Raw genomic sequence first — 26,558 nt, forward strand, 5'->3', positions numbered from 1 at the left:
GGCGCAGGCAACTCACTGGCACACGAAGGGATCTGTTTCGCCCATGTACGCAGCATCGTCCTCCGTGTCCGCCCCACCCCGGCCGCAGCGCCCCGCCCGCCCGGCGGTCGGCGGAAGCGGCCCGTACCTCGACCCCGCGCGGCCCGCGGCTCCGACGCTGAACGGCATCGCCCGGCCGCGTCGCGCCCCGGGGCTCGGCCAGCAACCGCTCAGCGGGAGACTCGACTTGTCCGGCCCTCAGGGCGCCCAACTGCGCACGGCGATCGCGTCGGTGCACCGGATCTGCCCGGAGTTCCATCCGGTGCAGGTGTTGCGCCGCTCCCCGCGCTCCGTGCTCCTCGTCGGAACGACAGGGCGCAGCACCGCCGTCGCGAAGTGTTTACTGGACCAGGCCCCCGCCTACCAGGCGCGGATCCGGCACGAAATAGCCGCATACCGCTCGTTCGTCCGACACCGGCCCCCGGTGCGGGTGCCCCGGCTCATCGCCGCGGACCCCGACAACGGCACGCTGGTGATCGAGCGGATGCCCGGCCGGGTGGCGGCCCTGCAGCGCCACCCGGTCGAGGCTCCGCCGCGGGCGGACGTGCGTGCCGTACTCGGTGCGATCTGCCGGCTCAACCAGTGGCGGCCGCCGGCGGGCACCTTCGACGCCCCACTGGACTACGCGGCGCGGATCAACCGCTTCCATGACCTGGGCCTGCTCACGGACCGGGACATGGGCGACCTGCAGAAGCTGCTGCACGGGATCGCGCACACCGCGGGCCGCGGCGGGATGGGCCAGTTCTGCCATGGCGACGCCCTGCTGTCGAACGTGCTGCTGGCTCCCACCGGTCCTGTGCTCGTGGACTGGGAGCACGCGGGCTGGTACCTGCCGGGCTACGACCTGGCGACGCTCTGGTCCGTGCTCGGCGACGCGCCGGTGGCGCGGCGTCAGATCAGTCAGCTCGCGCAGTCCGGCGGGCCCGCGTCGCGCGACGCGTTCCTGGTCAACCTCATGCTCGTACTGACACGGGAGATCCGTACGTACGAGACGGCCGTGCAGCGTTCCCTGCACGAACAGACCCCGGCGGCACCGTCGGTTCAGGCCCATCCCGGTGCTGCGCCGTCCGGTGAGGAGCAGCGGCTGTTGCTGCGCCGCCTGCACGACGACTGCAATATGGCCCGCAAGGCGGTGCGAGCGGCAGTCGGCACTCGCTGACGGGGACAGAGATCCGCGGTGCGCCCGGAAGTATCAGGGCGCACCGCGGATCTTCGTATGTCCGGGCCGATGGGCACGGGGCACGGGTGGGCACGGGGCACGGGCCGGAAATCCGGGGGAAACTTCGCTGGGCACCGCATGATTGACGGATCGTCGGCGGGCCGATAGCACTGAGCCTCATCGGCCCGCAGGCACCGTGCAGCATTCCGAACCCGGCGTTCCCAGGAGGCACCGTTGTCCCGAAACTCCAGCGAAAGACGTTCCCGTGCGGGTGTGCGGGTGGCGGGTGGCACCGTCGGTGTGGTGGCGCTCCTGCTGCCGTTGCTCGGTGCGGCCCCGCCCGGCGCCTCGGCCCAGGCCCCTTCGGGCCGGTTGCAAGGGGCGTTCGCTTCGGCGGCGGCCGAGTACCGGGTGCCGCAGAGCGTCCTCCTCGGTGTGTCTTATCTGCAGTCGCGGTGGGACGCGCACGGCGGGGCGCCGAGCGTCACCGGTGGTTACGGCCCCATGCACTTGACGGACGCGCGCGCCGCGCTGGCGGACGTGGCGCGGCACAGCGAGGCGGAGGGCGACGCGCGCGGCGACGACTCGCGGTCTCCGCTCAAAGCTTCCGCAGCCGTGCCGACGAACACCCAACTCCCGGCGCGGCTGCGGACATTGCCGCGCGCGGCGGAGCTCACCGGCCTGTCGGCGGAGCAGTTGCGCGGCGACCCGGCGGCGAATGTGCGGGGTGGCGCCGCCCTCCTCGCGGCCGCCCAGAAGAAGCTCGGCAAGCCGCTCAGCGACCGGCCCGCCGACTGGTACGGAGCGGTCGCGAAGTTCTCCGGCGCGGACGACGCCGCGACGGCGGGCACGTACGCGAACGATGTGTTCGCGGTGATCCGCGACGGAGAGCGTCGCACCACGGACGCCGGCCAGCAGGTCGCCCTCCGCGCCCGCCCCGACGCCGAGCCGCAGGCCGCGCAGATCGAGAAGATGGGCCTGCGCAAGGCGGACGCGGGCGGCACCGAGTGTCCGAAGACGGTGTCGTGCGAGTGGATCCCGGCGCCGTACGAGGAGTTCAAGGACGAGAACGGCAACGACGACTACGGCAATCACGATCTCGCGGACCGTCCGAAGGACCAGAGCATCGACTACATCGTCATCCATGACACGGAGTCGACGTGGGAGCAGACGCTCAAGCTGGTCCAGGACAAGACGTATCTGGCGTGGCACTATTCGCTGCGCTCGACGGACGGGCACATCGTGCAGTCCATCAAGAACAAGGACGTCGGCTGGCACGCGGGCAACTGGTACGTCAACGCGAAGTCGATCGGCCTGGAGCACGAGGGTTTCCTCGCGCAGCCGGACTCCTGGTACACGGAGGAGATGTACCGGTCCTCCTCGCGCCTGGTGAAGTACCTGTCGAAGAAGTACGGCATCCCGCTGGACCGGCAGCACATCCTGGGTCATGACACGGTGCCGGGCCCGACGACGTCCACGATCAAGTCGATGCACACGGACCCGGGCCCGTACTGGGACTGGTCGCACTACTTCGCGCTGATGGGCAAGCCGTTCCACCAGTCGGCGGGGCCGAAGGGCGGCCTCGTGACCGTCGCTCCCGAATTCGACGAGAACCAGCCGAAGTTCACGGGCTGCGAGAAGGCGGGCGTGGCCTGCGCGCCGCACGGTTCGAGCGCGGTGCGGCTCTACTCGGAGCCCAGCGAGGACGCCCCTCTGATCAAGGACATCGGGCTGCGCCCGGGTGGCGAGCCCTCGACGATCGACGTCAACGACATGGCGTCGCGGGTCTCGGCGGGCCAGCAGTACGCGGTCGCGGGCCGCGAGGGCGACTGGACGGCCATCTGGTACCTGGGCCAGAAGGCCTGGTTCAAGAACCCGTCCGGGCAGCCGACCGCCGTACCGGCCAAGGGACTTGTGGTCACGCCGAAGCCTGGTGCGAGCGAGGTCCCGGTGTACGGGCGGGCCTACCCGGAGAAGGATGCCTACCCGTCGGGGATGACGCCGCAGGCGATCTCGCCGCTGCCGTACAAGCTGCTGTCGGGCCAGCGCTATGCGACGGGCGGAACCACGAAGGGTGAGTACTTCTACTCCCCCACGTTCGACACCTCGTCGCACAAGGTGGTCAAGGGCAAGGACGTGTACTACGAGATCCAGTTCGGGCACCGCGTCGCGTGGGTGCGGGCGGCGGATGTGCGGGTGCTGCCGTCGACCGTGTCCTGAGGGCCTGACGTGCGCGCTGCTCAGCCCTGCTGGAACAGCTCCGCCGGCAGCGGCTTGAGCAGCGCGTACAGGTCGTCCGTGATCGGGCGGTCCCAGGACGCGATGGTCACCAGCACATTGTCACTGCGGTCGAACTGGACGCAGGAGATCCGCGTCTCGGAGAGCTTCAGGCGGCGCACCACGAGGAGGTTGTCGCCCTGCATCACCGGGACGTCCTCCACGTCGGTGACGGTGACTTCCTCGTCGTTCTCGAGCGCCACGAGGAGCTGGGCGACCTCGAAGGGAATCTCGCCCTCGCCGACCTCGCGGGCCGGGGAGCCCTCGGGCAGATTGCCGATGACCATCGCGGGGCCGCGGCCGCCGAACAGGTCGTAGCGCAGGAACACGCCCTGGCACGTTCCGTCGGGGGCGGGCAGCAGGCCGGCGCCCAGGTTGCCCGGCCAGTCGCCCGGGTCCATGGCCAGGACGTCGAAGTCGGGACCCGCGGGGGTGGCAGCGCGGCGGCGGAGGAAGGACATGCGCTCAATGGTACGTCGACGTTCCGCCACTCTCGGCGTCGGGTCGGTCACTGCGGTACCCACGGTACGGCGATGGGTCAGGGGGGCGTGACGTCCAGCGCGGCGGCTATCCCCGACGGGTTCGTGCCCAGTTTCCGGTACGCCGCGGAGAGCAGTCGGACCGTGGTCGGCTCGTCCAGATGAAGCGCCGCGGCGACTTCCGACGGGCACAGGCCGCGCGCCGCGCCGCGGGCCGCAGCCCGCTCCCGCGCGGTGAGCGTGTCCGTGAGCGCGCCGTGCAGGGGCCGGGGCCGCAGCCCCGCCGCGGCCAGCTCGTCGCGGGCCTGCTGGGCCAAGCCGTCGGCGCCGCAGCCGACCGCCGCGTCGAGCCCTCGGTAGAGGTGGTCCGCGGCTTCCTTGGATCGGCCCTTGCGGCGCAGTTCCGCGCCGAGGGCGACGAGCGAGCAAGCCAGCTCGTAGGCCGCGGGTGAGCGCTCCAGGTGGGCGACGGACTCCTCCAGGAGCTTGGCGCGATCGGTGCCGGCGGAGACCTCGGCCACGGTGCGCAGCGCCTGGCCCACGGCGGACGGCGCCCCGTAGTGCCGGGCCCGCTCGACGGCTTCCTCGGCGAGGGCCCGGGCCCGCTCGGGCGCATCGGGCGCCTCGGCGCGGGCGAGGTGCAGCTGCCAGGGGCACCACGCGGGGTTGCGCATGCCGCGCGGGTCGAGGCGGCGGCCCGCGGCGGCGAGCTCTTCGGCGGCGTCCTCGGTGCGGCCGAGCGCGAGGAGGAGTTCCCCGTACACGGTCTGAGCGTCGGGGAAGACGACGGCGGCGGGGAACGGCGGGCCGAAGGCGTGTTCCTCCGCGACCTCCTTGGCCTCGGGGGCCCGGCCGCGCGCGAGCAGCACCTCGACGAGGGTGCCGACGGCGTACCAGTGGGCGGGGGTGCCGGGTCCTACGCGGCGGGCGAGGCGCAGGCCCGCGCGGACGAAGTCCTCGGCCTCGGCGAGCCGCCCGCGCCGGTAGCGGACGTAGCCGAGGAGTGTGTAGGCGAAAGAGAGGTGGGCACCGCGCCAGCCGGCCTGCTCGAAGTCGGCGATGCCCTCGACGAAGAGTTCCTCGGTGCGGCCCGGCCGGTCGGCGTAGAGGAGGGCCATGGCGACGAGGACGGGGACCTCGAAGCCGCGGTCCTCGTCGGCGGTCCAGCGCAGGCCGCCTGCCAGTGCGCGCTCGGCGTGCTGGATCACCGTGTCGGCGGGTTCGCCGCGCAGGGTGGCGTCCCAGGTGCGCAGGCCGATGAGGTAGCGCTCGGTGAGGTCGCGGCCGGTGAGCCGGTCGGCGAGTTTGGCGAGGCGCCGGGAGCGGGCCGGTGAGTCGGGTTCGTCGGCGCGGAAGGCGTCCCACATGAACTGTTCGGCCTGCATGCGCAGGCGTACGCGCGGGTCGTCGGTGACCCGGATCTCGCGGGCGAGGGTCTCGGAGGCCTCGGCCAACCGGTCGGTGTGGGCGAGGACTTGGGAGAGGCGGTAGACGATGCCGTGCCGCAGCGCCGGGTCGGTGATGGGTTCTTCGAGGGCGGCGCGCAGGTGGTTGACGGTGGTGGCGGGCCCGGTGAGCAGGGAGGCGCTGCCGAGTTCGTAGAGGACGGCGGCGCGGCCGTCGAAGGCCGGGGGTTCGCGCAGGGCGCGGGCGAGGTCGCGGCGGGCGGCGTCGGGGGCGCCCGCGCGGATGGTCTCGGCGGCGGCGGCGCGCAGTTGACGCACGACCCATGAGTCGCCTTCGGGGTGGGTCTCCAGGAGGTGCCGGGCGGCGGCGCAGGGGCCGAGGCCCGCGTCGAGGACGGTCCAGGCGGCCTGCCCGTGCAGCGCGACGCGGATGCCGCCGGGGATGGCGCGGTAGACGGCGGTGGCGATGAGCGGGTGGACGAATTCGAGGGAGTCCACGCCTTTGAGTACGCGGGCGGTGCGCAGCCGGTCGGTGGCGTCGGCCGCCTCTTCGGGGCCCAATCCGGCGACGTTGGCGGCGAGTTCGGGCGGGAACTCGGTGCCGAGCACGGCGCAGGCCCACGCGTAGCGGACGGTGGAGGTGCCGAGGCGTTCGATGCGGGCGACGAGTCCGCTGCCCTTGGCCGCGGCGGCGAGGTCGCGCAGCAGGTGGGCGCCGGTCTCGGTGGGGACGAGGCCGCGGTCGCGCACCTTCGCGGTCAGCTCGACCGCTTCGAAGGGGTTGCCCGCGGTGACGGCCCAGCATTCGCGGCAGAACGCGTCGTCGGCGTGGCCGCCGAGGGATTCGCGGACGAGTCCGGCGACGGCGGTGGCGCTGAGCGGTTCGAGTCCGAGTGCGCGCCGGCCCGAGCGGCCCGGAAGGCCGCGTAGGGCCTCGGCGTGGTCCGGGAGCTCCTCCGGGCGGTAGGCGACGACGAGCAGCAGCGGCAGTTCCTCGGCGCGCGGGGCGAACGCGGCGAGCCAGCTCAGGGACTCCGGGTCGGCCCAGTGGGCGTCGTCGAGGACGAGGACCATGGGGGCCTGCTGTACGGCGAGGTGGGTGAGCACCCAGTCGAGGCCGTCGCGCAGGCCCTGCGGGTCGGGCGGCGCGCCTTCGGTGGGGGCGCACAGGCCGAGGGCGGGGCCCACGATCGCGTACCAACCGCCCAGTGTGGTGCGGAGGTCGGCTGAGGAGGCGGCGGCGAGGCGCGGCTGGAGGAGCTGGCGGGCCACGTGGAAGGCGACGCCCTGTTCCTGGTCGCCGCCGCGTGCGTACAGGACGGTGCAGCCCTTGGCGGCGGCCCTGCGGCGTACTTCGGCGAGGAGGCTGGTCTTGCCGAGTCCGGCGGTCGCGGCGACGGCGAGCAGCGCACCGTGCGGCCGGTCCGGGGGCTCTCCGCCGTCCCGCGGGATCCCGGTCAGCTCGTCCAACACCGCGTCCACGACGGCGAGTTCACCGTCCCGCTCGAACAGCTTCCGGCTGCCCCGGCCATCGCTCCGCACCATGGCGCACCCCCACCCGCGGCACGGTCGCGCACCACGGCTTCCAGGCACCTCAGCGTACGCCGGGGCGCCCCCGCCGGAGCGTGATGCGCCATTCTCGGTACGAAAACCGGTACCGACGCGGTGCCGCTAAGGTACGCGTCCATGACAGTGACGGTGCTCGACCGCTGGCGGGGCGACCTGGACGCCGTACCCGACGAGGTGTGGCGCCATCCCGACCTTGAGGTCCTGCTGCTCGCCGACAATCGGCTCGCACATCTTTCCGCACGCGTCGGCACGCTGACGCGCCTGCACACCCTCGACCTCGGGCACAACCGGCTCACCTCGGTCCCGGCGGAGCTCGGCGACCTCACCGGCCTGAGCCGTTTTCTGTATCTGCACGACAACCGGCTCACCGCGCTGCCCGAATCGCTCGGCGCTCTCCACCGGCTCGCGTATCTGAATGTCGGGGAGAACCGGCTGACGGCGCTGCACTCCACGCTCGGCGCGATGACCGGTCTCGTGGAGCTGCGCGCCCAGCACAACCGGCTCGACGCGCTGCCGGACGGCATCGGCGGGCTCAGCGCGCTCCGGGAGCTGTGGCTGCGGGGCAATCGACTCTCCGCACTTCCCGCGTCCGTGCGGGATCTGGCGGAGCTGCGGGAGGCGGAGCTGCGGGACAACGCGTTCACCGTCGTGCCCGAGGCGCTGCGCGGTCTGCCTCGCCTGCGCAGGGTCGACCTGCGCGGCAATCGGCTGCGTGAGGTGCCGGGGTGGGTCGCGGAGCTGCCCGGCCTGGAGAAGCTCGACGTGCGCTGGAACGACGTGCGCTTCGCGCCCGGCCTGCTCGACGAGCTGGCCGGGCGCGGTTGTGTCGTACTGCGCTGAGCGCGGCGCGACCCGGTTGTCAGGGCTCAGTCGTCCTCGGGCGGGACCACTGCGACAGGGCCTGCCGCGTGCAGCAGCGCCGCGTGTGTGACCGAGCCGAGCATCGGGGCGGGGCGGGTGAGGCGGCGGCGGTGGCGGCCGACCACGACCAGTTCCGCGTCGCGCGAGTTCTCGACGAGATGGCCCGCCGCGTCCCCCGGCAACACCAAAACCTCAACCTCAACTTTAGGGTGAGAGTCACGTAGTTCGGCGAGAGTCTCATCGGCCACTCGAAGCGTGTCGCGTTCGGTCGCCTCCTGGTCGACGGCGGTGGGCGTGAAGTCCCCGTACGCCGTCCAGGCCAGGACCGGCCACGGGTACGCGACGACGACCTGGAGCCGGGCGCCCGCACGGGCCGCGTGCGCGAACGCGAAGGCCAGCGTCGCGTGGTCCGGCGCGTCCGCCTTGAGCCCGACCACGACGCGCGGGCCCTGCGCCGCCGCCGCGTCTCCGTGCACCTCGCGTCCCGGTGGTGGCACCACGACGACGGGGCAGGCCGCGTCGCGCGCCAGCGACACACTGTTCGAGCCCAGCACAAGACCCGCGAAGCCGCCGCGCCCACGTGAGCCGACCACGAGGAGCTGGGCCTCGGCGCTCATCTCGGACAGCACCGCGGCCGGCAGACCGACCCGGCTGATGAACTCGAGCGGTGGCAGCCCCTCGCGCCCCTCCAGGTTCTTGCGCAGCTCGGCGAGCACGGTGTCGTTCTCGGGCTCCTCGTCGAAGTCCGCCACGAGCACCTCCGCCTGGAGGAACGGCGCGTACTGCTGTACATGTACGACGCGCAGCTCGGCGCCCCGTCGGGCCGCCTCGGCGAGCGCCCACTCCAGGGCGCGGAGACTGTCGTCGGAGCCGTCCACCGCGGCGAGGACGGGCAGGTTGTGCGGGCTTGGCATGATCTCTTCGCCTCCGACACCGGGCGCGTCGCCGCGCCCTCATTGACCGGCTGTTCCTGTGACCAGGCTCGCAAATGACCGGGCCACAGGACAGAGCCGTTGGTCCCGTGTCGGAACCACGTCGGCGAAGAGTCGCGAAAGCGACTACGTCAGGTCGAATTCGCCCCCTCGGGCACCGCTTACGAACGCCCCCCACTCGGCCGGCGTGAAGATCAGGGACGGGCTCTCTGGGTGTCCGCCGTTCCGCATCGCGATGAAGCCTTCGACAAAGGCGATCTGGACATCGCCCTGCCCCCCGCTGCTGGACCGCCAGTCCGCTTTGCTGAGGTCCAGGTCCGGCTTCTGCCACCCCATGAGCGGGTGCTGGTCGATGGTGCTCTCGGCCACGTCCGTGCTCCTCCCGGTTCGTCGTCCGTGCGCCAGCCTAGCGATCGGTCCGTGCCGCGCACAGGCCGCGAAGGGCCTGAAGGTCAACGTCCGTTCAGCCGGTGGGTGGTTCGGAGCCGACGAGCCACATGGAGAAGAACTGCGAGCCGCCTCCGTAGGCGTGCCCGAGGACCTTCCGCGCGCCGTCGACCTGGTGTTCCCCGGCCTGCCCGCGCACCTGGAGTGCCGCTTCGGCGAAGCGGATCATTCCGGAGGCACCGATGGGGTTGGTGGAAAGGACACCGCCCGACATGTTGACGGGGAGGTCCCCGTCGAGCTCCGTGACACCCGACTCGGTGAGTTTCCAGCCCTCGCCCTCGTCCGCGAACCCGAGGTTCTCCAGCCACATCGGCTCGTACCAGGAGAACGGCACGTACATCTCGACGGCGTCGATCTCGCGGCGCGGGTCGGCGATCCCGGCCTGCCGGTACACATCGGCGGCGCAGTCCTTGCCGGCCTGCGGGGAGACGAAGTCCTTGCCCGCGAAGAGCGTCGGTTCACTGCGCATGGCGCCGCCGTGCATCCAGGCGGGCGGCCTCGGCGAGCGCCGCGCTCCCGCGCGGTCGGTGAGGATCATGGCGCAGGCGCCGTCGGAGGAGGGGCAGGTCTCGGAGTAGCGGATGGGGTCCCAGAGCATGGGCGCCGCCTGCACCTTCTCCAGGGTGATGTCCTGCTCGTGGAGGTGCGCGTAGGGGTTCTTCAGGGCGTTGCGGCGGTCCTTGTAGGCGACGAGGGAGCCCACGGTGTCGGGTGCGCCTGTACGCCGCATGTACGCGCGTACGTGCGGGGCGAAGAAGCCGCCGGCGCCTGCGAGCAGCGGCTGCTGGAACGGGATGGGGAGGGAGAGGCCCCACATGGCGTTCGACTCGGACTGCTTTTCGAAGGCGAGGGTGAGTACGGTGCCGTGGACGCGGCCCGCGATGAGGTTGGTGGCGACGAGGGCCGTCGAGCCGCCGACGGATCCCGCCGTGTGCACGCGCATCATCGGTTTGCCGACGGCGCCGAGGGCGTCGGCGAGGTACAGCTCCGGCATCATGACGCCCTCGAAGAAGTCGGGCGCCTTGCCGATGACGACGGCGTCGATGTCGGCCCAGGTCAACTCGGCGTCTTCCAGCGCTCGTTGGGCGGCCTCGCGGACGAGCCCCGCGATCGACACGTCCCGGCGGGCGGCGACGTGCTTCGTCTGCCCGATCCCGACGACGGCCACCGGCTCCTTGGACACGGCCTTGCTCATCGCTGGTCCTCCCCTTCGAGTACGGCGACCAGGTTCTGCTGGAGGCAGGGCCCGGAGGTGGCGTGGGCGAGGGCGCGCCGGGAGCTCCCGCCGTGGATGCGTGCGGCGGCCTCGCCGATGCGGATGAGCCCGGCGGCCATCACCGGGTTGGCGGCGAGCGCACCTCCGGACGGGTTCACGTCCACGTCGTCGCCGAGGCTCAGGGCGCGGCGCAGGACGACCTCCTGCGAGGTGAACGGGGCGTGCAACTCGGCGGTGTCCACAGGCCGTTCGAAGGCCCCCGCGTTCTCGGCGGCGAGCCGTGTGGAGGGCGAGTCGGTGAGGTCGCGCACGCCGAGACTGTGGGCCTCGATGCGGTGGTCGATGCCGCGGATCCAGGCGGGCCGCTCGCACAGTTCCCGTGCGCGGTCGCCCGCGGCGAGGATCACGGCGGCGGCGCCGTCGCCGACCGGCGGGCAGTCCCCGGTCCGCAGCGGATTTACGACGTAATCGCCGTGCGGCACGCTCCCCCGCAGTTGGGCGTGCGGATTCCCGGTGGCGGACTCGCGGCTGCGGGCGGCGACACCGGCGAGCGCGGGCTCGTCGGTGTGTCCCCCGTCGATCAGCGCCTGCGCCTGGAGGGCGGCGAGCGCGACGGAGTCGGGCCACAGGGGGGCGACGTAGTACGGGTCGAGCTGCCGCGTGAGGACGTCGCGTACGGAGCCCGGTGAGGACTTTCCGTAGGAGTAGACGAGCGCGGTGTCGGCCTCGCCGGTCAGCAGCTTGGTCCACGCCTCGTACAGCGCCCACGCGCCGTCCATCTCGACGTGGGACTCGGAGATCGGCGGCCAGGCGCCGACGCCGTCGAGTGCCATGGTGAAGGAGAAGGCGCGCCCGGCGAGGTAGTCGCTCGATCCCGAGCAGGTGAACCCGATGTCACTGGTCTTCAGTCCTGTGCTCTTGAGGACCTGGTGCAGGACGGGCATCAGCATCTCGACTTCCGACTGCTCGTCGGAGGTACGTGTGTGGTCGGTCTGCCCGAAGGCGACGACGGCGATGTCCCGGATCGGCGGCCGCATCAGATCATCTCCTTGTAGATCTCGTAATCGGCGTCGGGTTCACCGGTGGGCCGGTAGTGGTCGGGGTAGCGACCGCCCTCGGTCCAGACGGGTTCGACGCGCAGGCCCATCCGCACCTGGTCGTACGGGATGCCGCCGATGCGGCCGTGCAGGGCGAGGTCGGCGCCGTCGAGCGCGATGTGGGCGTAGACGTACGGGACTTCGATGTCGAGGTTCTTCGCCTTGATGTTGACGATGCAGTACGTGGTGACGGTGCCGCCGGGCCCGACCTCGACCTGGTCCGTGGTGGCGACGCCGCAGGTGGGGCAGGCGCCGCGGGGCGGGATGTAGACCTTGTGGCAGGAGGGGCAGCGTTCGCCGACGGTGCGGTTGTCGGCGAGGGCGTTGATGTAGCGGGTCTGGGCGCCGCCGGGGCTGTACGTGTAGTCGAGCCGGGCGGGGGCGACGATGCCGGTGACGGCGTCCTCGAACTCGCCGCTGTGCGGCACCAGTTGAGAGGGCGCGTCCTCGCCCTCGTACGGTTCGAAGCATGCGATGTCGGTGATGGCGCCCTCGCGTTCCTCCGCCCAGCGGACGCGGACGCGCATGCCGGAGTGCACGGCGTCGGGGCCCGCGGCGTCGAGGGCGTGCAGCAGGCCGGTGTCGGCGCCGTCCAGCTTGACGAGGATCCAGGCGAAGGGGGTGTCGAGGGGCTGGCCGCGTCGCGGTTCGGGGTTCCAGGCCCAGGTGGTGACGGTTCCGGTGGCGCCGACCTCGACGAGGTCGCGGATCTCCTCCGCGGTCACGGGGTCGTATTCGACCGGCGGCACCATGACCCTCCCGTCGCCGGTCCGCACGCCGAGGACGGTGCGGTCGCGCAGACCGCTGAGGAAGGCGGACTGGACGGGGCCGAGGGAGCGGGTGAAGGGGAACTCCACGACCAACGGCGCGCGCAGCACCTCCGGTTGGGCGGTGGATGTCATGAGGCCTCCTTGACGTATGGGCGTACGGGACGGAACGGCACGGTTGCGGGCCTCATTCGCGGCGGAATTCGGCGGGTCGCTTCTCCGTGAACGCGCGGGCGCCTTCCTTCGCGTCGGCGGTGTCGAAGATGGGCCAGCCGCGCTTCAACTCCGAGGCGAGGCCGTCCGTTTCGGTCATCTCGGCGGTCTCGTAGACGGACGCCTTGACGGCCTCGACGGCCAACGGGCCGCACGCGTTGATCTGTTCGGCGATCTCAAGGGCCGTATCGAGCGCCGTGCCGTCGGGGACGACGCGTCCGACGAGCCCGATCGCGGCGGCCTCCGGCGCAGGATAGGGGCGCCCGGTCAGCAGCATCTCCAGGGCGTGGGTGCGAGGTACCTGACGCGGCAGCCGGACCGTCGACCCGCCGATGGGGAACAGGCCGCGCTTGACCTCGAAGAGCCCGAACGTCGCCGACTCCCCCGCCACCCGGATGTCCGTGCCCTGAAGGATCTCGGTGCCGCCCGCGACGCAGTGGCCCTCGACCGCCGCGATGACGGGCTTGCGCGGCCGGTGGTGGCGCAGCATCGCCTTCCAGTGCAGATCGGGGTCGGCCTTGAGCCGGTCCCGGTAGTGCTCGCCCTCCATCCCCTTGCCCGCGAGCGCCTTGAGGTCCATGCCGGCGCAGAACGCACCGCCCGCCCCGGTGAGCACGACGGAGCGAATCGCGTCGTCCGCGTCGGCCTCCAGCCACCCGTCGTAGAGGCCGACGAGCATCGGAAGGGACAGCGCGTTCTTCGCCTCCGGCCTGTTGAGCGTGAGTACGAGCGTGGCGCCCTCGCGCCGGACGTCGAGATGTTCGGTCCCACCCATGAGGGGTCCTCCAGTCAGCCGCAGCCTCGGACCTGGAACAGGTTGCAGTAGCTCACGTGCCAGTTCAAGAGTTTTCTGACACTCAGTCAGATTTCTTGTGCGGAGCCCCTTCCGCCTTACCCCCTGTTCTGTTCTGATGACGGGCCAAGAGGAGATGTGGCCTGGATCAGGAGGAGCGCGGTGGAGTACAACCTTGCCGACCTGTTCGAGTCGGTCGTCGACGTGGTCCCTGACCGCGAGGCGCTCGTCTACGTGGATCATCCCGGTACGGGCGCGGAGCGCCGGCTCACGTATGCCCAGCTGGACGCGGCGGCCAACCGGGTCGCACACCACTTGATCGCGGCGGGCATACGCCCCGGAGAGCACCTGGGCCTGCACCTCTACAACGGCATCGAGTACCTGCAGACGGCGCTCGGCTGCCTCAAGGCGCGGGTTGTCCCGGTGAACGTGAACTACCGCTACGTGGAGGAGGAGTTGGTCTACCTCTACCAGGACGCGGACCTCGCGGCGCTCGTCTTCGACACGGAGTTCACGCCGCGCGTGGCGGCGGCGCTGCCGCGTACGGAGAAGCTGCGGCATCTGGTGCGGGTGGGTGCTTCCGAGGCGGACGCGCCGCCGCTGAAGGCGGTGGACTTCGAGGAGGCGACCGGGCAGTCCTCGGCCGAGCGAGGCTTCGCGCCACGCTCCCCCGACGACCAGTTCATCATCTACACCGGCGGCACGACAGGCATGCCCAAGGGGGTGATGTGGCGTCAGGAGGACCTGTTCTTCGCGGGCTTGGGCGGCGGAGCGCCCACGGGTGAGGCGGTGTCACGGCCCGAGGAGCTGGCCGAGCGGGTGGCGGCGGGCGGTGACGGCATCACGTTCTTCCCCACTCCCCCGCTGATGCACGGCACGTCGACGCTCACGGCGTTCATCGGCTTCAACTTCGGTCAGCGCGTGGTCATCCATCGCAAGTTCGCCCCGGAGGAGGTGCTGCGCACCATCGAGAAGGAGAAGGTGACGAGCGTGTCCCTGGTGGGCGACGCGATGCTGCGCCCGCTCATCGACGCGCTGAGGGGACCGCTGAAGGGCACGGACTGCTCATCGATGTTCAGCGTCTCGTCCTCGGGCGCGATCATGTCGGACACGGTGCGCGCGCAGTTCCAGGAGCTGGTGCCGAACACCATGCTGCTCAACAACTTCGGCTCGTCCGAGTCCGGCTTCAACGGCACGGCGACGGCCGGCTCGGGCGCGGGCTCCGGCTTCCACGTCCAGGTCAACTCCCGTACGCAGGTGGTGGACCCGACGACGTACGAGCCGGTCGCGGTCGGCGAGGTCGGCCGGATCGCGCAGCGCGGGCACGTCCCGCTCGGCTACTACAACGACCCCGCGAAAACCGCCGAGACGTTCTTCCAGAAGGGCGACGAGCGCTGGGTGCTGCTCGGTGACATGGCGACGGTCGACGCGGACGGGATCGTCACGGTCCTCGGACGCGGCTCGCAGTGCATCAACACGGGCGGCGAGAAGGTGTACCCGGAGGAGGTCGAGCAGGCCCTCAAGTCCCATCCGGACATCTACGACGCGCTGGTGGCCGGTGTGCCGGACGAGAAGTGGGGCAACCATGTGGCGGCGGTCGTCCAACTCATGGCTGGAGCGGACCACTTGACCCTGGACACCGTGCAGACGCACTGCCGCAGCCACCTCGCCGGTTACAAGATCCCCCGCCAGTTGGTGGTGACGGATACGATCCAGCGCTCGCCGAGCGGGAAGGCGGATTACCGGTGGGCGCGGCAGGTGGCCGCGGACGGGAACGCGTAGGCGGCCCTGGTCAGTCGACGCAGAACTCGTTGCCCTCGATGTCCTGCAGCGTGATGCACGACTCGTTCTCGTCGTCGGCGCGCTGCGTCAGCACATGCGTCGCGCCGAGCTTCATCAGGCGGTCCGCCTCGGCCTGGAGGACGGCGAGCCGCTCGTCCCCCACAAGGCCCGTCCCGACGCGTACGTCGATGTGCACCCGGTTCTTGACGACCTTGCCCTCCGGGACGCGCTGGAAGTACAGGCGCGGGCCCTCGCCGGTCGGGTCGCTCGCGAGCGACCACGACTCGTCGTCCGCGGCGCCGTCCGGGATCACGTAGCCGAGCACCTCGCACCAGAAACGGGCGACGCGTACCGGCTGCGCGCAGTCGAAGGTGATCTGCATCTTCTTGATCGTGGTCACCGGCGCACCATAGCAAGGGTGTTCTGATGTGCGGAGGGATTTTTTCGGTTGCCGGGCCACCGCCCCGGTGCTGAAGTGACGCGCATGGATCAAACGGCGGTACGGCACCTGTTCGACCAGCAGATGCGGCGCGAGGCACGACCCGACGAGCCCGGGGCGCGGGTCGAGCGGGTCGGGGACGTGGTGCGTCACATCGGCCCGGCGGCGGGCTGGAACGGGGTGCTGTGGTCGGACCTCGACCAGCGGACGGCCGACGCGGCGATCGCCGAGCAGGTCCGCTTCTTCCGCGCGCTGGACCGGAGCTTCGAGTGGAAGACGTACGCGCACGACCGCCCCGCCGACCTTCCCGACCGGCTCAGGGCCGCCGGATTCGTACCGGAGGAACCGGAGACCCTGCTCGTCGCGGAGACGGCCGCGCTCCCCCTCGACACCGAGCCACCCGAAGGCATCCGGCTGCTCCCGGTCGCCGAAGAGGCACAGGTGGAGTTGGTGGAGCGGGTGCACGAGCGGGCCTTCGACTCAGGCCGCTCGACCATCGGCCACCAGCTCCGGGCCCAGCTGGCCCAGGACCCGGCCACCGTGCCCGCGGTCGTGGCGCTGCACGGCGACGAACCCGTCAGCGCCGCCCGCATGGAGCTGCATCCGGGGACGGCCTTCGCGAGCCTGTGGGGCGGTGGCACGGTCCCCGAGTGGCGGGGTCGCGGGATCTACCGCGCGCTCGTCGCCTTCCGGGTCGGCATCGCCGCCGGGCGCGGATTCTCGTACGTCCAGGTGGACGCGTCGCCGTACAGCCGGCCGATCCTGGAACGCCTGGGGTTCGAGGCGCTCGGGACCACCACGCCGTACGTCTGGGAGCCCCAGGTCGGGCGCTGACAGCAGAACCGGCGCGCCGCATGTCTTGACGAGTGCGGTCAGTCCTTGAATTACTGATCGACAGCAGGTCAACCGAATGATCGGTCGGGAGTTTCGGGAGTGCGTGCGATGGCGTCGATGGCGACGGACTGGCGGGACGAGGGCGAACGGCTGGGCGCGGACGAGCTGCGCGCGCTGCAGCTGGATCGGCTGCGCGGGACGCTGCTGCGGGTGTACGAGCGGGTGCCGTTCTACCGCGAGGCGTTCGACAAGGCGGGCGTGCGGCCGGAGGACTGTCGCACACTGGCCGATCTGGGGCGCTTCCCGTTCACGACCAAGGCGGACCTGCGGGACAACTATCCCTTCGGGATGTTCGCCGTGGACCAGTCCGAGGTGCGGCGGCTGCACGCGTCGAGCGGCACGACGGGGCTTCCCACGGTCGTCGGGTACACCGAGGACGACCTGTCGATGTGGTCGGACATGGTGGCGCGGGCGATCCGCGCGGCGGGCGGCAGGCCGGGGCACAAGGTCCATGTGGCGTACGGGTACGGCCTGTTCACCGGGGGGCTCGGCGCGCACTACGGGGCGGAGCGGCTCGGGTGCACGGTCATTCCGGCGTCCGGTGGCATGACGTCGCGGCAGGTGCGGCTGATCCTGGACCTGAAGCCCGAGATCATCATGGTGACGCCCTCGTACATGCTGACGCTCCTCGACGAGTTCGAGCGCCAGGGCGTCGATCCGCGGACCAGCTCCCTGAAGGTCGGCATCTTCGGTGCGGAGCCGTGGACCGAGGAGATGCGGCGCGAGATCGAGGAGCGGGCCGGGATCGACGCGGTCGACATCTACGGACTGTCGGAGGTGATGGGTCCCGGCGTGGCCCAGGAGTGCGTCGAGACCAAGGACGGGCTGCACATCTGGGAGGACCAGTTCTATCCGGAGGTCGTCGACCCGCTCACGGGTGAGGTGCTGCCGGAGGGCGAGCACGGCGAGCTGGTCTTCACCTCGCTGACCAAGCAGGCGATGCCCGTGATCCGGTACCGGACACGGGACCTGACGCGGCTGCTTCCGGGGACGGCGCGGCCCGCGTTCCGGCGCATGGAGAAGATCACCGGGCGCAGTGACGACATGGTGATCCTGCGGGGCGTGAACCTGTTCCCCACACAGGTCGAGGAGATCGTGCTGCGCACGCCGGGCGTCGCTCCGCACTTCCAGCTCCGCCTCACCCGGGAGGGCCGCATGGACGCGCTCACCGTGCGCGCCGAGGCCAGGCCCGACGCGACACCGGAGGAGCGGGAGACGGCGGCGCGCGCCATCGCGGCCGGCATGAAGGACGGCGTGGGCGTGACGGTGGCCGTGGAGATCGTCGATCCGGAGACGCTGGAGCGGTCGGTGGGGAAGATCAAGCGGATCGCGGACGAGCGGAACCGCTGACTTCCGTACGGCGCGCGGGAGTTACTGGGCGAACCGGTCCCGCAGCTCCCGCTTGAGGATCTTGCCGGAGGCGTTGCGCGGCAGCTCGTCCACGAAGACGACCCTCTTCGGTGCCTTGAAGTGGGCGAGCCGCTCGCGCGCGTGGGCGATGAGGTCCTCCTCGGTGACGTCCGCGTCGCCGCGCACCACGACCGCCGTGACCGCCTCGATCCAGCGCTCGTCCGGCAGCCCGACGACGGCGGTCTCGGCGACGGCCGGGTGGGTATAGAGGGCGTCCTCGACCTGGCGTGAGGCGACGAGCACACCACCGGAGTTGATGACGTCCTTCACACGGTCGACGACGGTGAAATAGCCCTCGCTGTCGCGCACCGCGAGGTCGCCGGACCTGAACCAGCCGTCCCGGAAGGCCTGTTGGGTCTCCTCCGGCTTGTCCCAGTAGCCGTCGCACAGCTGCGGGGAGCGGTAGACGACCTCGCCGGGGGTGCCGTCGGGCACGTCCTTGCCCTCGTCGTCGACGACCTTCGCCTCGACGAACAGCACGGGCCGCCCGCACGAGTCCATCCGCCCCTCGTGCTCGTCGGGCCCGAGGACGGTGGCGAGCGGCCCGATCTCGCTCTGCCCGAAGCAGTTGTAGAAGGCGAGTCCCGGCAGCCGCTCGCGCAGCCGCTCAAGGACCGGGACCGGCATGATCGACGCCCCGTAGTACGCCTTGCGCAGCCCGCTCAGGTCGCGGGCGGCGAACTCGGGGTGCTGGGAGAGCCCGATCCAAACCGTCGGCGGCGCGAACAGACTGTCCGCCTCCCCCGCCTCCACGAGGTCGAAGACCGGCCCGGCGGCCGGTGCGTCGAGGATCGTGTTGGTGGCGCCGACCGCCAGGTACGGCAGCAGGAACACGTGCATCTGCGCCGAGTGGTACAGCGGCAGCGCGTGCAGCGGCCGGTCCGTCTCCTTGAGGTCGAGCGCGTGGATGGCGCTCACGTACTCGTGGACGAGCGCGCGGTGCGTCATCCGGGCGCCCTTTGGGAGCGCGGTGGTTCCCGAGGTGTAGAGCAGTTGCGCCAGGTCGTCGGCGCCCGGCGATTCCCCGTCGTACGGCGCGCTCGCCGCGAGCCGCGTGAGCAGCGTGTCGTCCGCGTCGCGCAGGGCCAGCACCGGTACGTCGCCGGGGAGCCGGTCCGCGATGCCGGGGTCGGCGAGGACGAGTGAGGCGCCGGACTGGCCCACGATGTACGCGAGGTCGTCGCCGGTCAGGTTCTGGTTGACGGGGACGTGCACGAGCCCGGCGCGGGCGCAGGCCAGGAACCCGATCAGGTACGCGTCCGAGTTGTGCCCGTAGGCGCCGACCCGGTCGTCGGGCGCGAGGCCCTCGGCGCGCAGCGCCCCGGCCGCGCGGGACACGGCGTCGTCCAGCTCCTCGTACGTCCATGAGCGCGGCCCGTAGCGCAGGGCGACGCGCGCCGGGGTGCGGCGCGCGCTGCGGCGCAGGACTCCGTCGACGGTGCTGCTGGCGGCATAGGAATGGGGCCTCCCCTGCTCGAGCGGAGCCGAGAGCTTGGGGAAAGGTGACCTCGTCATGGCGTGATCCTGTGCGGTGACGGGCGCCGGGTCAAGGCGTGTGTGTCATGGGTGGCGCATGCCCCTCGGCACCGGACATACCGGTTGGTACGCTCAGCCGCACCTCGCACCGCTCAACCACCTCTGCCCACACTGCAGTTGGGAGCACGATGCGCACACGTCCGGGACACAGACGCCTCGCGGCCCTCGGGGTCGCCCTGTTGACCGCGCTCAGCGGCACCGCCTCGGTGTCTTCCGCCGCGGCCGACCGTGGCACACATCCGCGCGGCGGTGGCCTGTCCGCCACCATCCGCTACACCGAGTACGGCATCCCGCACATCGAGGCCAAGGACTACGCGAACCTCGGTTTCGGCACAGGGTGGGCGCAGGCTGCCGACCAAGTGTGCACGCTCGCCGACGGGTTCGTGACCATGCGCGGGGAACGTTCGCGCACGTTCGGTCCCGACGCGGCGCCGGACGGCTCCCTGTCGTCGGCGACCAAGAACCTCTCGAGTGACCTGTACTTCAAGGGCGTACGAGAGTCGCACACGGTGGAGAAGCTGCTGGCCACCCCGGCGCCCGCAGGACCGAGCCGTAACGCCAAAGAGTCGATGCGCGGCTGGGCCGCCGGGTACAACGCGTGGCTGAAGCAGAACCGGGTCACCGACCCGGCGTGCAAGGGTGCGGACTGGGTGAAGCCGGTGACGCCGCTCGACGTGGCGGCGCGCGGTTTCGCGATCTCGGTGCTCGGCGGGCAGGGGCGCGGCATCGACGGCATCACGGCCGCGCAGCCGCCGACGGCCGGCACACCCCAGGCAGAACCGAAGAAGTCCGAGGTGGCTCACGCGGCAGCGGAGTTGTTCTCCCAGGACGACTCCGACATGGGCTCGAACGCGGTGGCGTTCAGCGGCGCGACGACCGCGAACAAGCGGGGCCTGCTGCTCGGCAATCCGCACTACCCGTGGCAGGGCGGCCGCCGTTTCTGGCAGTCGCAGCAGACGATCCCCGGTGAACTGAACGTCATGGGTGGTTCGTTGCTCGGCACCACCGGCGTCTCCATCGGTCACAACGCGCACATCGCGTGGAGCCACACGGTCGCGACGGGCGTCACGCTCAACCTCCACCAGCTCACCCTCGACCCGTCGGATCCGACAGCGTACGTGGTCGACGGCAAGAAGGAGAGGATGACGAAGCGGTCCGTGACCGTGCCGGTGAAGGGCGGTGGCGACGTGACCCGGACCCAGTGGTGGACGCGCTACGGCCCGGTCGTCACGACCCTCGGCGCCCAGCTTCCGCTCCCGTGGACGGCCACGACGGCGTACGCCCTCAACGATCCGAACGCGGTCAACCTGCGGGCCTCGGACACGGCACTGGGCTTCAGTAAGGCCCGCTCCACGGCCGACATCCTGGTGTCGCTGCGCCGCTCGCAGGGCCTGCCGTGGGTGAACACGATCGCCGCGGACTCCTCGGGTCACTCGCTGTTCGCGCAGTCGCAGGTGCTGCCCCGGATCACGGACGACCTGGCGGCGCGCTGTTCGACGCCGCTCGGCAAGGCGACGTATCCGACCTCGGGTGTCGCGATCCTCGACGGTTCGAAGGGGGACTGTACGCTCGGGAAGGACAAGGACGCCGTGCAGCCGGGCATCTTCGGCCCGTCGAAGATGCCGGTGCTCAAGGACGTCCCGTACGCGGAGAACTCCAACGACAGCGCCTGGCTCGCCAATGCGAACCACCCGATCACCGGATACGAGCGGGTCTTCGGGAACGTCGACACACAGCGCTCCATGCGGACGCGCGGTGCCATCGAGGACGTCGCGGGGATGGCCGGGAAGGGCAAACTGACGGTCGCTGATCTGCAGCGGCAGCAGTTCGCCAACCGGGTGCCCGCCGCCGATCTGACGGCCGCCGACACCGCGAAGGCGTGCGCCGCGCTGCCGGGTGGATCGGCAACGGGCAGCGACGGCACGGCAGTTGATGTCTCGCGTGCCTGTGACGTGATCGGCGCGTGGGACCGCACCATGAACACCGACAGCCGGGGCGCGCTGCTCTTCGACCGGTTCTGGCGGAAGCTGCTGACGGCGGTGCCCGCGGCGCAGTTGTGGAAGGTGCCGTTCTCCGCGGAGGATCCAGTGCGTACGCCGAACACGCTGAACACTGCGGCGCCCGGTTTCGCGACGGCGCTCGCCGACGCGGTGGCCGAACTGAAGGGCGCGGGCATCCCGTTGGACGCCAGGCTCGGCGACCACCAGTTCGTGACACGTGGCGGTGACCGCATCCCGGTGCACGGCGGCACGGAGTCGCTCGGGGTGTGGAACAAGGCGGAGCCGGTGTGGAACGCGGCGGGCGGCGGCTACACCGACGTCACGACCGGTTCGAGCTACATCCAGGCGGTCGGCTGGGACGGAAGCCGCTGCCCGGTGGCCCGCACGCTCCTCACGTACTCCCAGTCCTCGAACCCCAACTCGGCGCACTACAGCGACCAGACCCACCTCTTCACGAAGAAGAAGTGGGTCACGGAGCGCTTCTGCGAGAAGGACATCCTCAAGTCGCCCGCGCTGAAGGTGGTGCGGGTGCGCGGCTGACCGAGGCGGACCCGGGTGGTGTCAGACCACCCGGGTGCGCCCTTCCCAGTACGGGTCGCGCAGGCGGCGCTTGTAGAGCTTGCCGTTGGGGTCGCGGGGCATCGTCTCGATGAAGTCGACGCTCTTGGGCCGTTTGTAGCCCGCGAGTCGGGTCTCGCAGTGCGCGAGGATCTCGGCCGCGAGCGCGCCGTCCGCCGCGCGCCCCTCGGCGACCTCGACGACCGCCTTGACCTCCTCGCCCCAGTCGTCGTGCGGGATGCCGAACGCGGCGGCGTCGGCGACGGCGGGGTGGGTGAGGAGCGCGGACTCGATCTCGGCGGGGTAGATGTTGACACCACCCGAGATGATCATGTCAATCTTCCGGTCGCGAAGGAAGAGGTACCCGTCCTCGTCGAGCACACCGAGGTCGCCGACGGTGAAGAAGTCGCCGATGCGGTTCTTCTTCGTCTTGCCCTCGTCCTTGTGGTACGAGAATCCGCCGGTCTTCATCTTCATGTACACGGTGCCGAGTTCACCGGCGCGAAGCGGCTTGCCGTCGTCGTCGTAGACCGCCAACTCGCTGATGGGCCAGGCCTTTCCGACCGTTCCCGGCTTCTTCAGCCAGTCCTCGGCCGTGGCGAACGCGCCGCCGCCCTCGCTGGCCGCGTAGTACTCCTCGACGCAGGTCCCCCACCAGTCGATCATGGCGCGCTTGACGTGGTCCGGGCACGGCGCGGCGCCGTGGATCGCGTGCCGCATGGACGTGACGTCGTAGCGGTCCTTGACCTCCTGCGGCAGCGCGAGCAGGCGGTGGAACTGGGTCGGCACCATGTGGGTGTGCGTGCACTTGTGGGTGTCGATGAGGCGGAGCATGTCCTCGGGCGTCCACTTGTCCATGAGGACGACCGGGTGCCCGATGTTCAGGGCGGCTCCGGCGAACTGGAGGACCGCCGTGTGGTAGAGCGGGGAGCACACCAGCGCCACATTGCCGTCGAACGGTTTGATGCCGAAGATGCCGAGGAAACCGCCGAGGTAGGCCTCCTCGGGGAGCTTGCCCTGGAGCGGACGGCGGATGCCGCGCGGGCGGCCCGTCGTCCCGGACGTGTAGTTCATGACCCAGCCGAGGGTCCGCTCCGAGGGCGCCGACTCGCTCTGCCCGTCGAGGAGTTCGGCGTACGGGCGGAAGCTCGCGATGTCCCCGACCGCGTACCGGTGACTGTCGGGCAGGCCCGCCTCGTCGGCGGCGGAGCGGGCCGCGTCGGCGAACCGCTCGTGCGCGATCAGCACCTTGGCGCCGGAGTCGGAGACGATCCAGGCGATCTCCGGGCCCACCAGGTGGTGGTTGACCGGCACGAGGTAGAAGCCGGCCTGCGAGGCGGCGAGGTAGGCGGTGAAGAACTCGACGCTGTTGGGAAGGACGACGGCGAAGGCGTCGCCCTGCTGCAGACCTGCGGCGCGCAGGCCGTGCACCATCTTATTGGCGGCGGCGTGCAGCCTGCCCGCCGTCCACGGTTCTCCGTCCGGGGCGGTCAGGACCGTGCGGTCCGGATCAGCGGCGGCCTGCGCCCAGAAGCCGTTGGGGGGTGTGCTCATGTTGGTCACTCACCGTCCTGCGATCTTGTTGATGCGGTCGATCGCCTTCTCGAAGCCGCGCGTCAGGTCGTCGAAGACCGCCTGGACGCTGCGCTCCTCGTTCATCCGCCCCACGATCTGACCCACGGGCGTGCCGAGCAGCGGCTCCACCTCGTACTTCTGGATCCGGGACACGGCCTCGGCGACGAGCAGGCCCTGCAAGGGCATCGGCAGGGTGCCGGGGCCCTGTGGGTCGTCCCAGGCGTCGGTCCACTCGGTGCGCAGCTGGCGCGCGGGCTTCCCGGTCAGCGCGCGCGAGCGCACCGTGTCGCCGGAGCCCGCGGCGAGCAGCTTGCGGGTGACGCCGGGCGAGTGCATGTCGGCCTCCGTCGTCGTCAGCCACACCGACCCCAGCCACACCCCCTGCGCGCCGAGCGCGAGCGCGGCCGCGACCTGCTGCCCGCTGCCGATGCCGCCCGCGGCCAGGACCGGCAGCGGGTCGACGGCCTCCACGGCCTCCGGGGTGAGCACCATGGAGGCGATCTCACCGGTGTGGCCGCCGGCCTCGTAGCCCTGCGCGACGACGACGTCGATGCCCGCCTCCGCGTGCTTGCGGGCGTGCTTGGCGCTGCCGGCGAGCGCGGCGACGAGGATGTCGTGTTCGTGGGCGCGCGCGATGACATCGGCGGGCGGCGATCCGAGTGCGTTGGCGAGGAGTTTGATCGGGTAGTCGAAGGTGACGTCGAGTTGACTGCGAGCCACCTGCTCCATCCAACCGGTGATGCGCCAGCCGGACGCCTCGCCCTCGGCCAGTTCGGGGACGCCGTACTTGGCCAGGGTCTCCTGGACGAACTTCCGGTGTTCCGGCGGGATCATCGCCTCGATGTCGGCCTCGGTGACGCCCTCCACCTTCTTCGCGGGCATGACGACGTCGAGGCCGTAGGGCCGGCCGTCCACATGTCCGTCGAGCCAGTCGAGGTCGCGTTTGAGTTCGTCGGGTGCCGCGTAGCGGACCGCACCGAGCACGCCGAAGCCTCCGGCCCTGCTGATGGCCGCGGCCACAGCAGGAAACGGCGTGAAGCCGAAGACGGCGTGCTCGATCCCCAGTTTCTTGCTCAGCTCCGTCTGCATGCGCGCAGGATGCCGCAGCGCGGCGGACGACGGAAGAGGTTTTCTGATGCGGCGTCAGATTCTTCACCGCGTGGTCATGCCGCAAGGGTGTTGACACGGGGTGGCACTGACAGGGAAGTTTCATCCGACTCGGTAGATCCCGAAAGAATTTTTCAGAAGGGCCTCGTCCATGAGCGGAGCACCCGAAGCAGCGGACAGACCATACGGCGGCGGCGCCACGGGCTCCGGCCCAACCAGGCGACAGTTCGGCGCGGCCGGGCTCGCGCTGGGCGGCGCCCTGGCCCTCACCCCGTTCCCCGCCGGACCCGCCGCGGCCGCCACCGAGGCCGCGGCGGCACGGCCGACCCTGCGGCGCGGCTCCCCCGAGCGCGCGGGTCTCCTCGCGGGCCATCTGCGCCAACTCGTCGTGGACGCCGAGAAGTTCCTCGGCCCGTCCCCCAAGCACCCCTGGTACGCGGGCGCGGTGCTGCTCGCGGGCCGGGGCGGCACGGTCGCACTGCATCAGCCGATCGGCAAGGCGGTGCGCTACTCCCACTACGACGATGTCACCGACACGGGCGTGGAGTTCCCCGCGGACCAGCAGATCGACATGGCCGATGACACCGTCTTCGACCTCGCCTCGATCTCCAAGCTGTTCACGTCCATCCTCGCGGTGCAGGAGATGGAGCGCGGCGCGCTGGAACTCGAGTCGAAGGTCGTCACGTACCTGCCCGAGTTCACCGGCGGCGGCAAGCAGGACGTCACGATCCGCCAACTCCTCACCCATACCTCCGGGTTCCGGCCCGACATCGCCTTCTACAAGGAGTCCGAGCAGGACGCGCGGCTCGCCCTCCTGTGGAAGGAGGCGCTGATCAATCCGGCGGGCAGCACGTACCTGTACTCGGACCTCAACCTCATCACGCTCCAGCTCGTCGTCGAGAAGCTCACCGGCAAGCGCCTGGACGTGCTGCTGCCCCAGCGGGTCACGGGGCCGCTCGGCATGACCCGCACCCGCTACAACCCGCCCGCCTCCTGGAAGCCGAAGGTCGCGGCGACCGAGGACGCCCGCGCGCCCTGGTCGGGCCTGGACCGGGGGCTGGTGTGGGGCGAGGTGCACGACGAGAACGCGTACGCCTTCGGCGGCGTCGCGGGCCATGCGGGCGTCTTCTCCTGCGCCTGGGACATGGCGGTGCTCGGCCGGACGCTGCTCAACGGCGGAAGCTACGGCAAGGCGAGGATCCTGTCCCAGAAGTCCGTGGACCTGATGTTCACCAACTTCAACACGGTCTTCCCCGGCGACGAGCACGGCCTCGGCTTCGAGCTCTACCAGCACTGGTACATGGGCGCGATGGCGACGCCGCGCACGGCGGGCCACACCGGGTTCACCGGCACCTCCCTGGTCCTCGACCCGACGACCGACTCGTTTCTCATCGTCCTGGGCAACTCCGTCCACCCCGTGCGCAGTTGGCGATCCGGATCCGCTCCCCGGGTCGCCGCGGGCAACAGCATGGCGCGCGCGGTCGCGGTGCACCCCGAGCACGGCCGGACCGCCTGGTTCTCCGGCATGGCGAGCGCCACGTCGGCGACACTGACGCTGCCCGATCTGCGTCTCGCCTCGGACAAGGCGCGCCTCGCCTGCGCGTTGTGGTGGGACACGGAGCCGCACTCCGACTTCCTGTTCCTGGAGACGTCGACGAACGGCGGCAGTACCTGGAAGCCGCTGCCGTTCACCACGGGCCGCTCCGACGCCCACCCGTCCGGCGCGGTCGACGGCTACGCCGGCCGCACCTGGCACCGCCTCACCGCCGACCTGGGCCCCTTCGCCGCCTCGTCGCTCCGCCTGCGCTGGCGCTACGCGACGGACCAGCTGTACGTCGGCCGGGGCGCGTACGTCGACGGCATCCGCGTCCTCGACGGGGACGCGGTGGCGTTCGACGAGGCACGCCCGGCGGACTCGTCCCGCATCGAGGCGAAAGGGTGGACGGCCTCGCGGGACTGATGTCTACGCGCGTGCGGGTGTCTACGCGCGTGCGGGTGTCTA

At 71.0% G+C, this 26,558-nt stretch carries 20 protein-coding genes; 8 read left to right on the forward strand and 12 right to left on the reverse strand.

Features of this window, described 5'->3' with window-relative positions; translation table 11 throughout:
• Window positions 1-43 precede the first annotated feature (43 nt).
• A complete protein-coding gene (locus tag ACWD2L_RS30145; protein ID WP_451192459.1) occupies window positions 44-1,198 on the forward strand; it encodes an aminoglycoside phosphotransferase family protein in 1,155 nt (384 codons plus the stop codon).
• Window positions 1,199-1,471: 273 nt separating this feature from the next.
• Window positions 1,472-3,418 carry an N-acetylmuramoyl-L-alanine amidase gene (locus ACWD2L_RS30150; RefSeq protein WP_451192594.1) on the forward strand — a complete coding sequence of 649 codons (1,947 nt, stop codon included), beginning with the start codon at window positions 1,472-1,474 and terminating at the stop codon, window positions 3,416-3,418.
• 20 nt (window positions 3,419-3,438) lie between these two features.
• Here the strand turns inward: ACWD2L_RS30150 and ACWD2L_RS30155 are convergent, their stop codons facing one another.
• Window positions 3,439-3,936, reverse strand: a complete 498-nt coding sequence (locus tag ACWD2L_RS30155; protein WP_306319468.1) for a hypothetical protein — start codon at window positions 3,934-3,936, stop codon at window positions 3,439-3,441.
• Between the two features lie 77 nt (window positions 3,937-4,013).
• Entirely contained in the window at window positions 4,014-6,905 is a 2,892-nt protein-coding gene (locus ACWD2L_RS30160; RefSeq protein ID WP_451192462.1) for an ATP-binding protein, read from the reverse strand.
• A 141-nt stretch (window positions 6,906-7,046) separates the two neighbouring features.
• Between ACWD2L_RS30160 and ACWD2L_RS30165 the strand changes: the two genes are divergently transcribed.
• Entirely contained in the window at window positions 7,047-7,769 is a 723-nt protein-coding gene (locus ACWD2L_RS30165) for a leucine-rich repeat domain-containing protein (protein ID WP_451192465.1), read from the forward strand.
• A gap of 26 nt (window positions 7,770-7,795) precedes the next feature.
• Here ACWD2L_RS30165 and ACWD2L_RS30170 read toward each other — a convergent pair whose 3' ends face one another.
• From ACWD2L_RS30170 to ACWD2L_RS30195, 6 genes are all read right to left on the reverse strand, one after another.
• Entirely contained in the window at window positions 7,796-8,704 is a 909-nt protein-coding gene (locus ACWD2L_RS30170) for a universal stress protein (protein WP_451192468.1), read from the reverse strand.
• A gap of 144 nt (window positions 8,705-8,848) precedes the next feature.
• Window positions 8,849-9,091: a DUF397 domain-containing protein gene (locus tag ACWD2L_RS30175; protein ID WP_326021563.1), complete on the reverse strand. Its 243-nt coding sequence runs from the start codon at window positions 9,089-9,091 to the stop codon at window positions 8,849-8,851.
• Between the two features lie 94 nt (window positions 9,092-9,185).
• Window positions 9,186-10,352, reverse strand: a complete 1,167-nt coding sequence (locus tag ACWD2L_RS30180) for a thiolase domain-containing protein (RefSeq protein ID WP_451192597.1) — start codon at window positions 10,350-10,352, stop codon at window positions 9,186-9,188.
• An 8-nt stretch (window positions 10,353-10,360) separates the two neighbouring features.
• Entirely contained in the window at window positions 10,361-11,422 is a 1,062-nt protein-coding gene (locus tag ACWD2L_RS30185) for a thiolase domain-containing protein (protein WP_451192471.1), read from the reverse strand.
• A complete protein-coding gene (locus ACWD2L_RS30190; RefSeq protein WP_451192475.1) occupies window positions 11,422-12,384 on the reverse strand; it encodes a Zn-ribbon domain-containing OB-fold protein in 963 nt (320 codons plus the stop codon). The genes ACWD2L_RS30185 and ACWD2L_RS30190 overlap by 1 nt, the downstream gene beginning before the upstream one ends.
• A gap of 52 nt (window positions 12,385-12,436) precedes the next feature.
• Window positions 12,437-13,237 carry a crotonase/enoyl-CoA hydratase family protein gene (locus ACWD2L_RS30195; RefSeq protein ID WP_451192477.1) on the reverse strand — a complete coding sequence of 267 codons (801 nt, stop codon included), beginning with the start codon at window positions 13,235-13,237 and terminating at the stop codon, window positions 12,437-12,439.
• Between the two features lie 180 nt (window positions 13,238-13,417).
• On the opposite strand from ACWD2L_RS30195, the gene ACWD2L_RS30200 reads away from it, so the two are divergent.
• Window positions 13,418-15,037, forward strand: coding sequence for an acyl-CoA synthetase (locus ACWD2L_RS30200; RefSeq protein ID WP_451192480.1), 1,620 nt, complete (start codon window positions 13,418-13,420; stop codon window positions 15,035-15,037).
• A 10-nt stretch (window positions 15,038-15,047) separates the two neighbouring features.
• Here ACWD2L_RS30200 and ACWD2L_RS30205 read toward each other — a convergent pair whose 3' ends face one another.
• Window positions 15,048-15,437 carry a VOC family protein gene (locus ACWD2L_RS30205; RefSeq protein WP_451192482.1) on the reverse strand — a complete coding sequence of 130 codons (390 nt, stop codon included), beginning with the start codon at window positions 15,435-15,437 and terminating at the stop codon, window positions 15,048-15,050.
• A gap of 84 nt (window positions 15,438-15,521) precedes the next feature.
• Here ACWD2L_RS30205 and ACWD2L_RS30210 point away from each other — a divergent pair, with 84 nt between their 5' ends.
• Both ACWD2L_RS30210 and paaK read left to right on the forward strand, forming a co-directional pair.
• Window positions 15,522-16,310 (forward strand): GNAT family N-acetyltransferase, encoded by a 789-nt coding sequence (locus tag ACWD2L_RS30210; RefSeq protein ID WP_451192484.1) that lies wholly within the window; start codon window positions 15,522-15,524, stop codon window positions 16,308-16,310.
• A gap of 108 nt (window positions 16,311-16,418) precedes the next feature.
• Window positions 16,419-17,720: a phenylacetate--CoA ligase PaaK gene (gene paaK / locus ACWD2L_RS30215; RefSeq protein ID WP_451192487.1), complete on the forward strand. Its 1,302-nt coding sequence runs from the start codon at window positions 16,419-16,421 to the stop codon at window positions 17,718-17,720.
• Between the two features lie 21 nt (window positions 17,721-17,741).
• Here paaK and ACWD2L_RS30220 read toward each other — a convergent pair whose 3' ends face one another.
• Window positions 17,742-19,295 carry an acyl-CoA synthetase gene (locus tag ACWD2L_RS30220; RefSeq protein WP_451192491.1) on the reverse strand — a complete coding sequence of 518 codons (1,554 nt, stop codon included), beginning with the start codon at window positions 19,293-19,295 and terminating at the stop codon, window positions 17,742-17,744.
• A 149-nt stretch (window positions 19,296-19,444) separates the two neighbouring features.
• Here ACWD2L_RS30220 and ACWD2L_RS30225 point away from each other — a divergent pair, with 149 nt between their 5' ends.
• Complete coding sequence (locus ACWD2L_RS30225; protein ID WP_451192493.1) at window positions 19,445-21,856, forward strand: penicillin acylase family protein; 2,412 nt, start codon at window positions 19,445-19,447, stop codon at window positions 21,854-21,856.
• A gap of 21 nt (window positions 21,857-21,877) precedes the next feature.
• On the opposite strand, the gene ACWD2L_RS30230 is transcribed toward ACWD2L_RS30225, so the two are convergent.
• On the reverse strand, window positions 21,878-23,428 hold the full coding sequence (locus ACWD2L_RS30230) for an acyl-CoA synthetase (protein WP_451192495.1): 1,551 nt from the start codon (window positions 23,426-23,428) through the stop codon (window positions 21,878-21,880).
• A gap of 9 nt (window positions 23,429-23,437) precedes the next feature.
• On the reverse strand, window positions 23,438-24,538 hold the full coding sequence (locus ACWD2L_RS30235) for an NAD(P)H-dependent flavin oxidoreductase (RefSeq protein WP_451192498.1): 1,101 nt from the start codon (window positions 24,536-24,538) through the stop codon (window positions 23,438-23,440).
• A 169-nt stretch (window positions 24,539-24,707) separates the two neighbouring features.
• On the opposite strand from ACWD2L_RS30235, the gene ACWD2L_RS30240 reads away from it, so the two are divergent.
• Window positions 24,708-26,516, forward strand: coding sequence for a serine hydrolase (locus ACWD2L_RS30240; protein ID WP_451192500.1), 1,809 nt, complete (start codon window positions 24,708-24,710; stop codon window positions 26,514-26,516).
• The last annotated feature ends 42 nt before the right edge of the window (window positions 26,517-26,558 follow it).

This window comes from Streptomyces sp. NPDC002754 (assembly GCF_053592315.1).

What these genes read in the sequence shown, in the direction of transcription:
- ACWD2L_RS30145 (WP_451192459.1), top strand. Translation starts at nt 44, where the DNA reads ATGTACGCAGCATCGTCCTCCGTGTCCGCCCCACCCCGGCCGCAGCGC.
- ACWD2L_RS30155 (WP_306319468.1), bottom strand. Translation starts at nt 3,936, where the DNA reads ATGTCCTTCCTCCGCCGCCGCGCTGCCACCCCCGCGGGTCCCGACTTC.
- ACWD2L_RS30160 (WP_451192462.1), bottom strand. Translation starts at nt 6,905, where the DNA reads ATGGTGCGGAGCGATGGCCGGGGCAGCCGGAAGCTGTTCGAGCGGGAC.
- ACWD2L_RS30165 (WP_451192465.1), top strand. Translation starts at nt 7,047, where the DNA reads ATGACAGTGACGGTGCTCGACCGCTGGCGGGGCGACCTGGACGCCGTA.
- ACWD2L_RS30170 (WP_451192468.1), bottom strand. Translation starts at nt 8,704, where the DNA reads ATGCCAAGCCCGCACAACCTGCCCGTCCTCGCCGCGGTGGACGGCTCC.
- ACWD2L_RS30185 (WP_451192471.1), bottom strand. Translation starts at nt 11,422, where the DNA reads ATGCGGCCGCCGATCCGGGACATCGCCGTCGTCGCCTTCGGGCAGACC.
- ACWD2L_RS30190 (WP_451192475.1), bottom strand. Translation starts at nt 12,384, where the DNA reads ATGACATCCACCGCCCAACCGGAGGTGCTGCGCGCGCCGTTGGTCGTG.
- ACWD2L_RS30195 (WP_451192477.1), bottom strand. Translation starts at nt 13,237, where the DNA reads ATGGGTGGGACCGAACATCTCGACGTCCGGCGCGAGGGCGCCACGCTC.
- ACWD2L_RS30210 (WP_451192484.1), top strand. Translation starts at nt 15,522, where the DNA reads ATGGATCAAACGGCGGTACGGCACCTGTTCGACCAGCAGATGCGGCGC.
- paaK (WP_451192487.1), top strand. Translation starts at nt 16,419, where the DNA reads ATGGCGTCGATGGCGACGGACTGGCGGGACGAGGGCGAACGGCTGGGC.
- ACWD2L_RS30220 (WP_451192491.1), bottom strand. Translation starts at nt 19,295, where the DNA reads ATGACGAGGTCACCTTTCCCCAAGCTCTCGGCTCCGCTCGAGCAGGGG.
- ACWD2L_RS30225 (WP_451192493.1), top strand. Translation starts at nt 19,445, where the DNA reads ATGCGCACACGTCCGGGACACAGACGCCTCGCGGCCCTCGGGGTCGCC.
- ACWD2L_RS30230 (WP_451192495.1), bottom strand. Translation starts at nt 23,428, where the DNA reads ATGAGCACACCCCCCAACGGCTTCTGGGCGCAGGCCGCCGCTGATCCG.
- ACWD2L_RS30235 (WP_451192498.1), bottom strand. Translation starts at nt 24,538, where the DNA reads ATGCAGACGGAGCTGAGCAAGAAACTGGGGATCGAGCACGCCGTCTTC.
- ACWD2L_RS30240 (WP_451192500.1), top strand. Translation starts at nt 24,708, where the DNA reads ATGAGCGGAGCACCCGAAGCAGCGGACAGACCATACGGCGGCGGCGCC.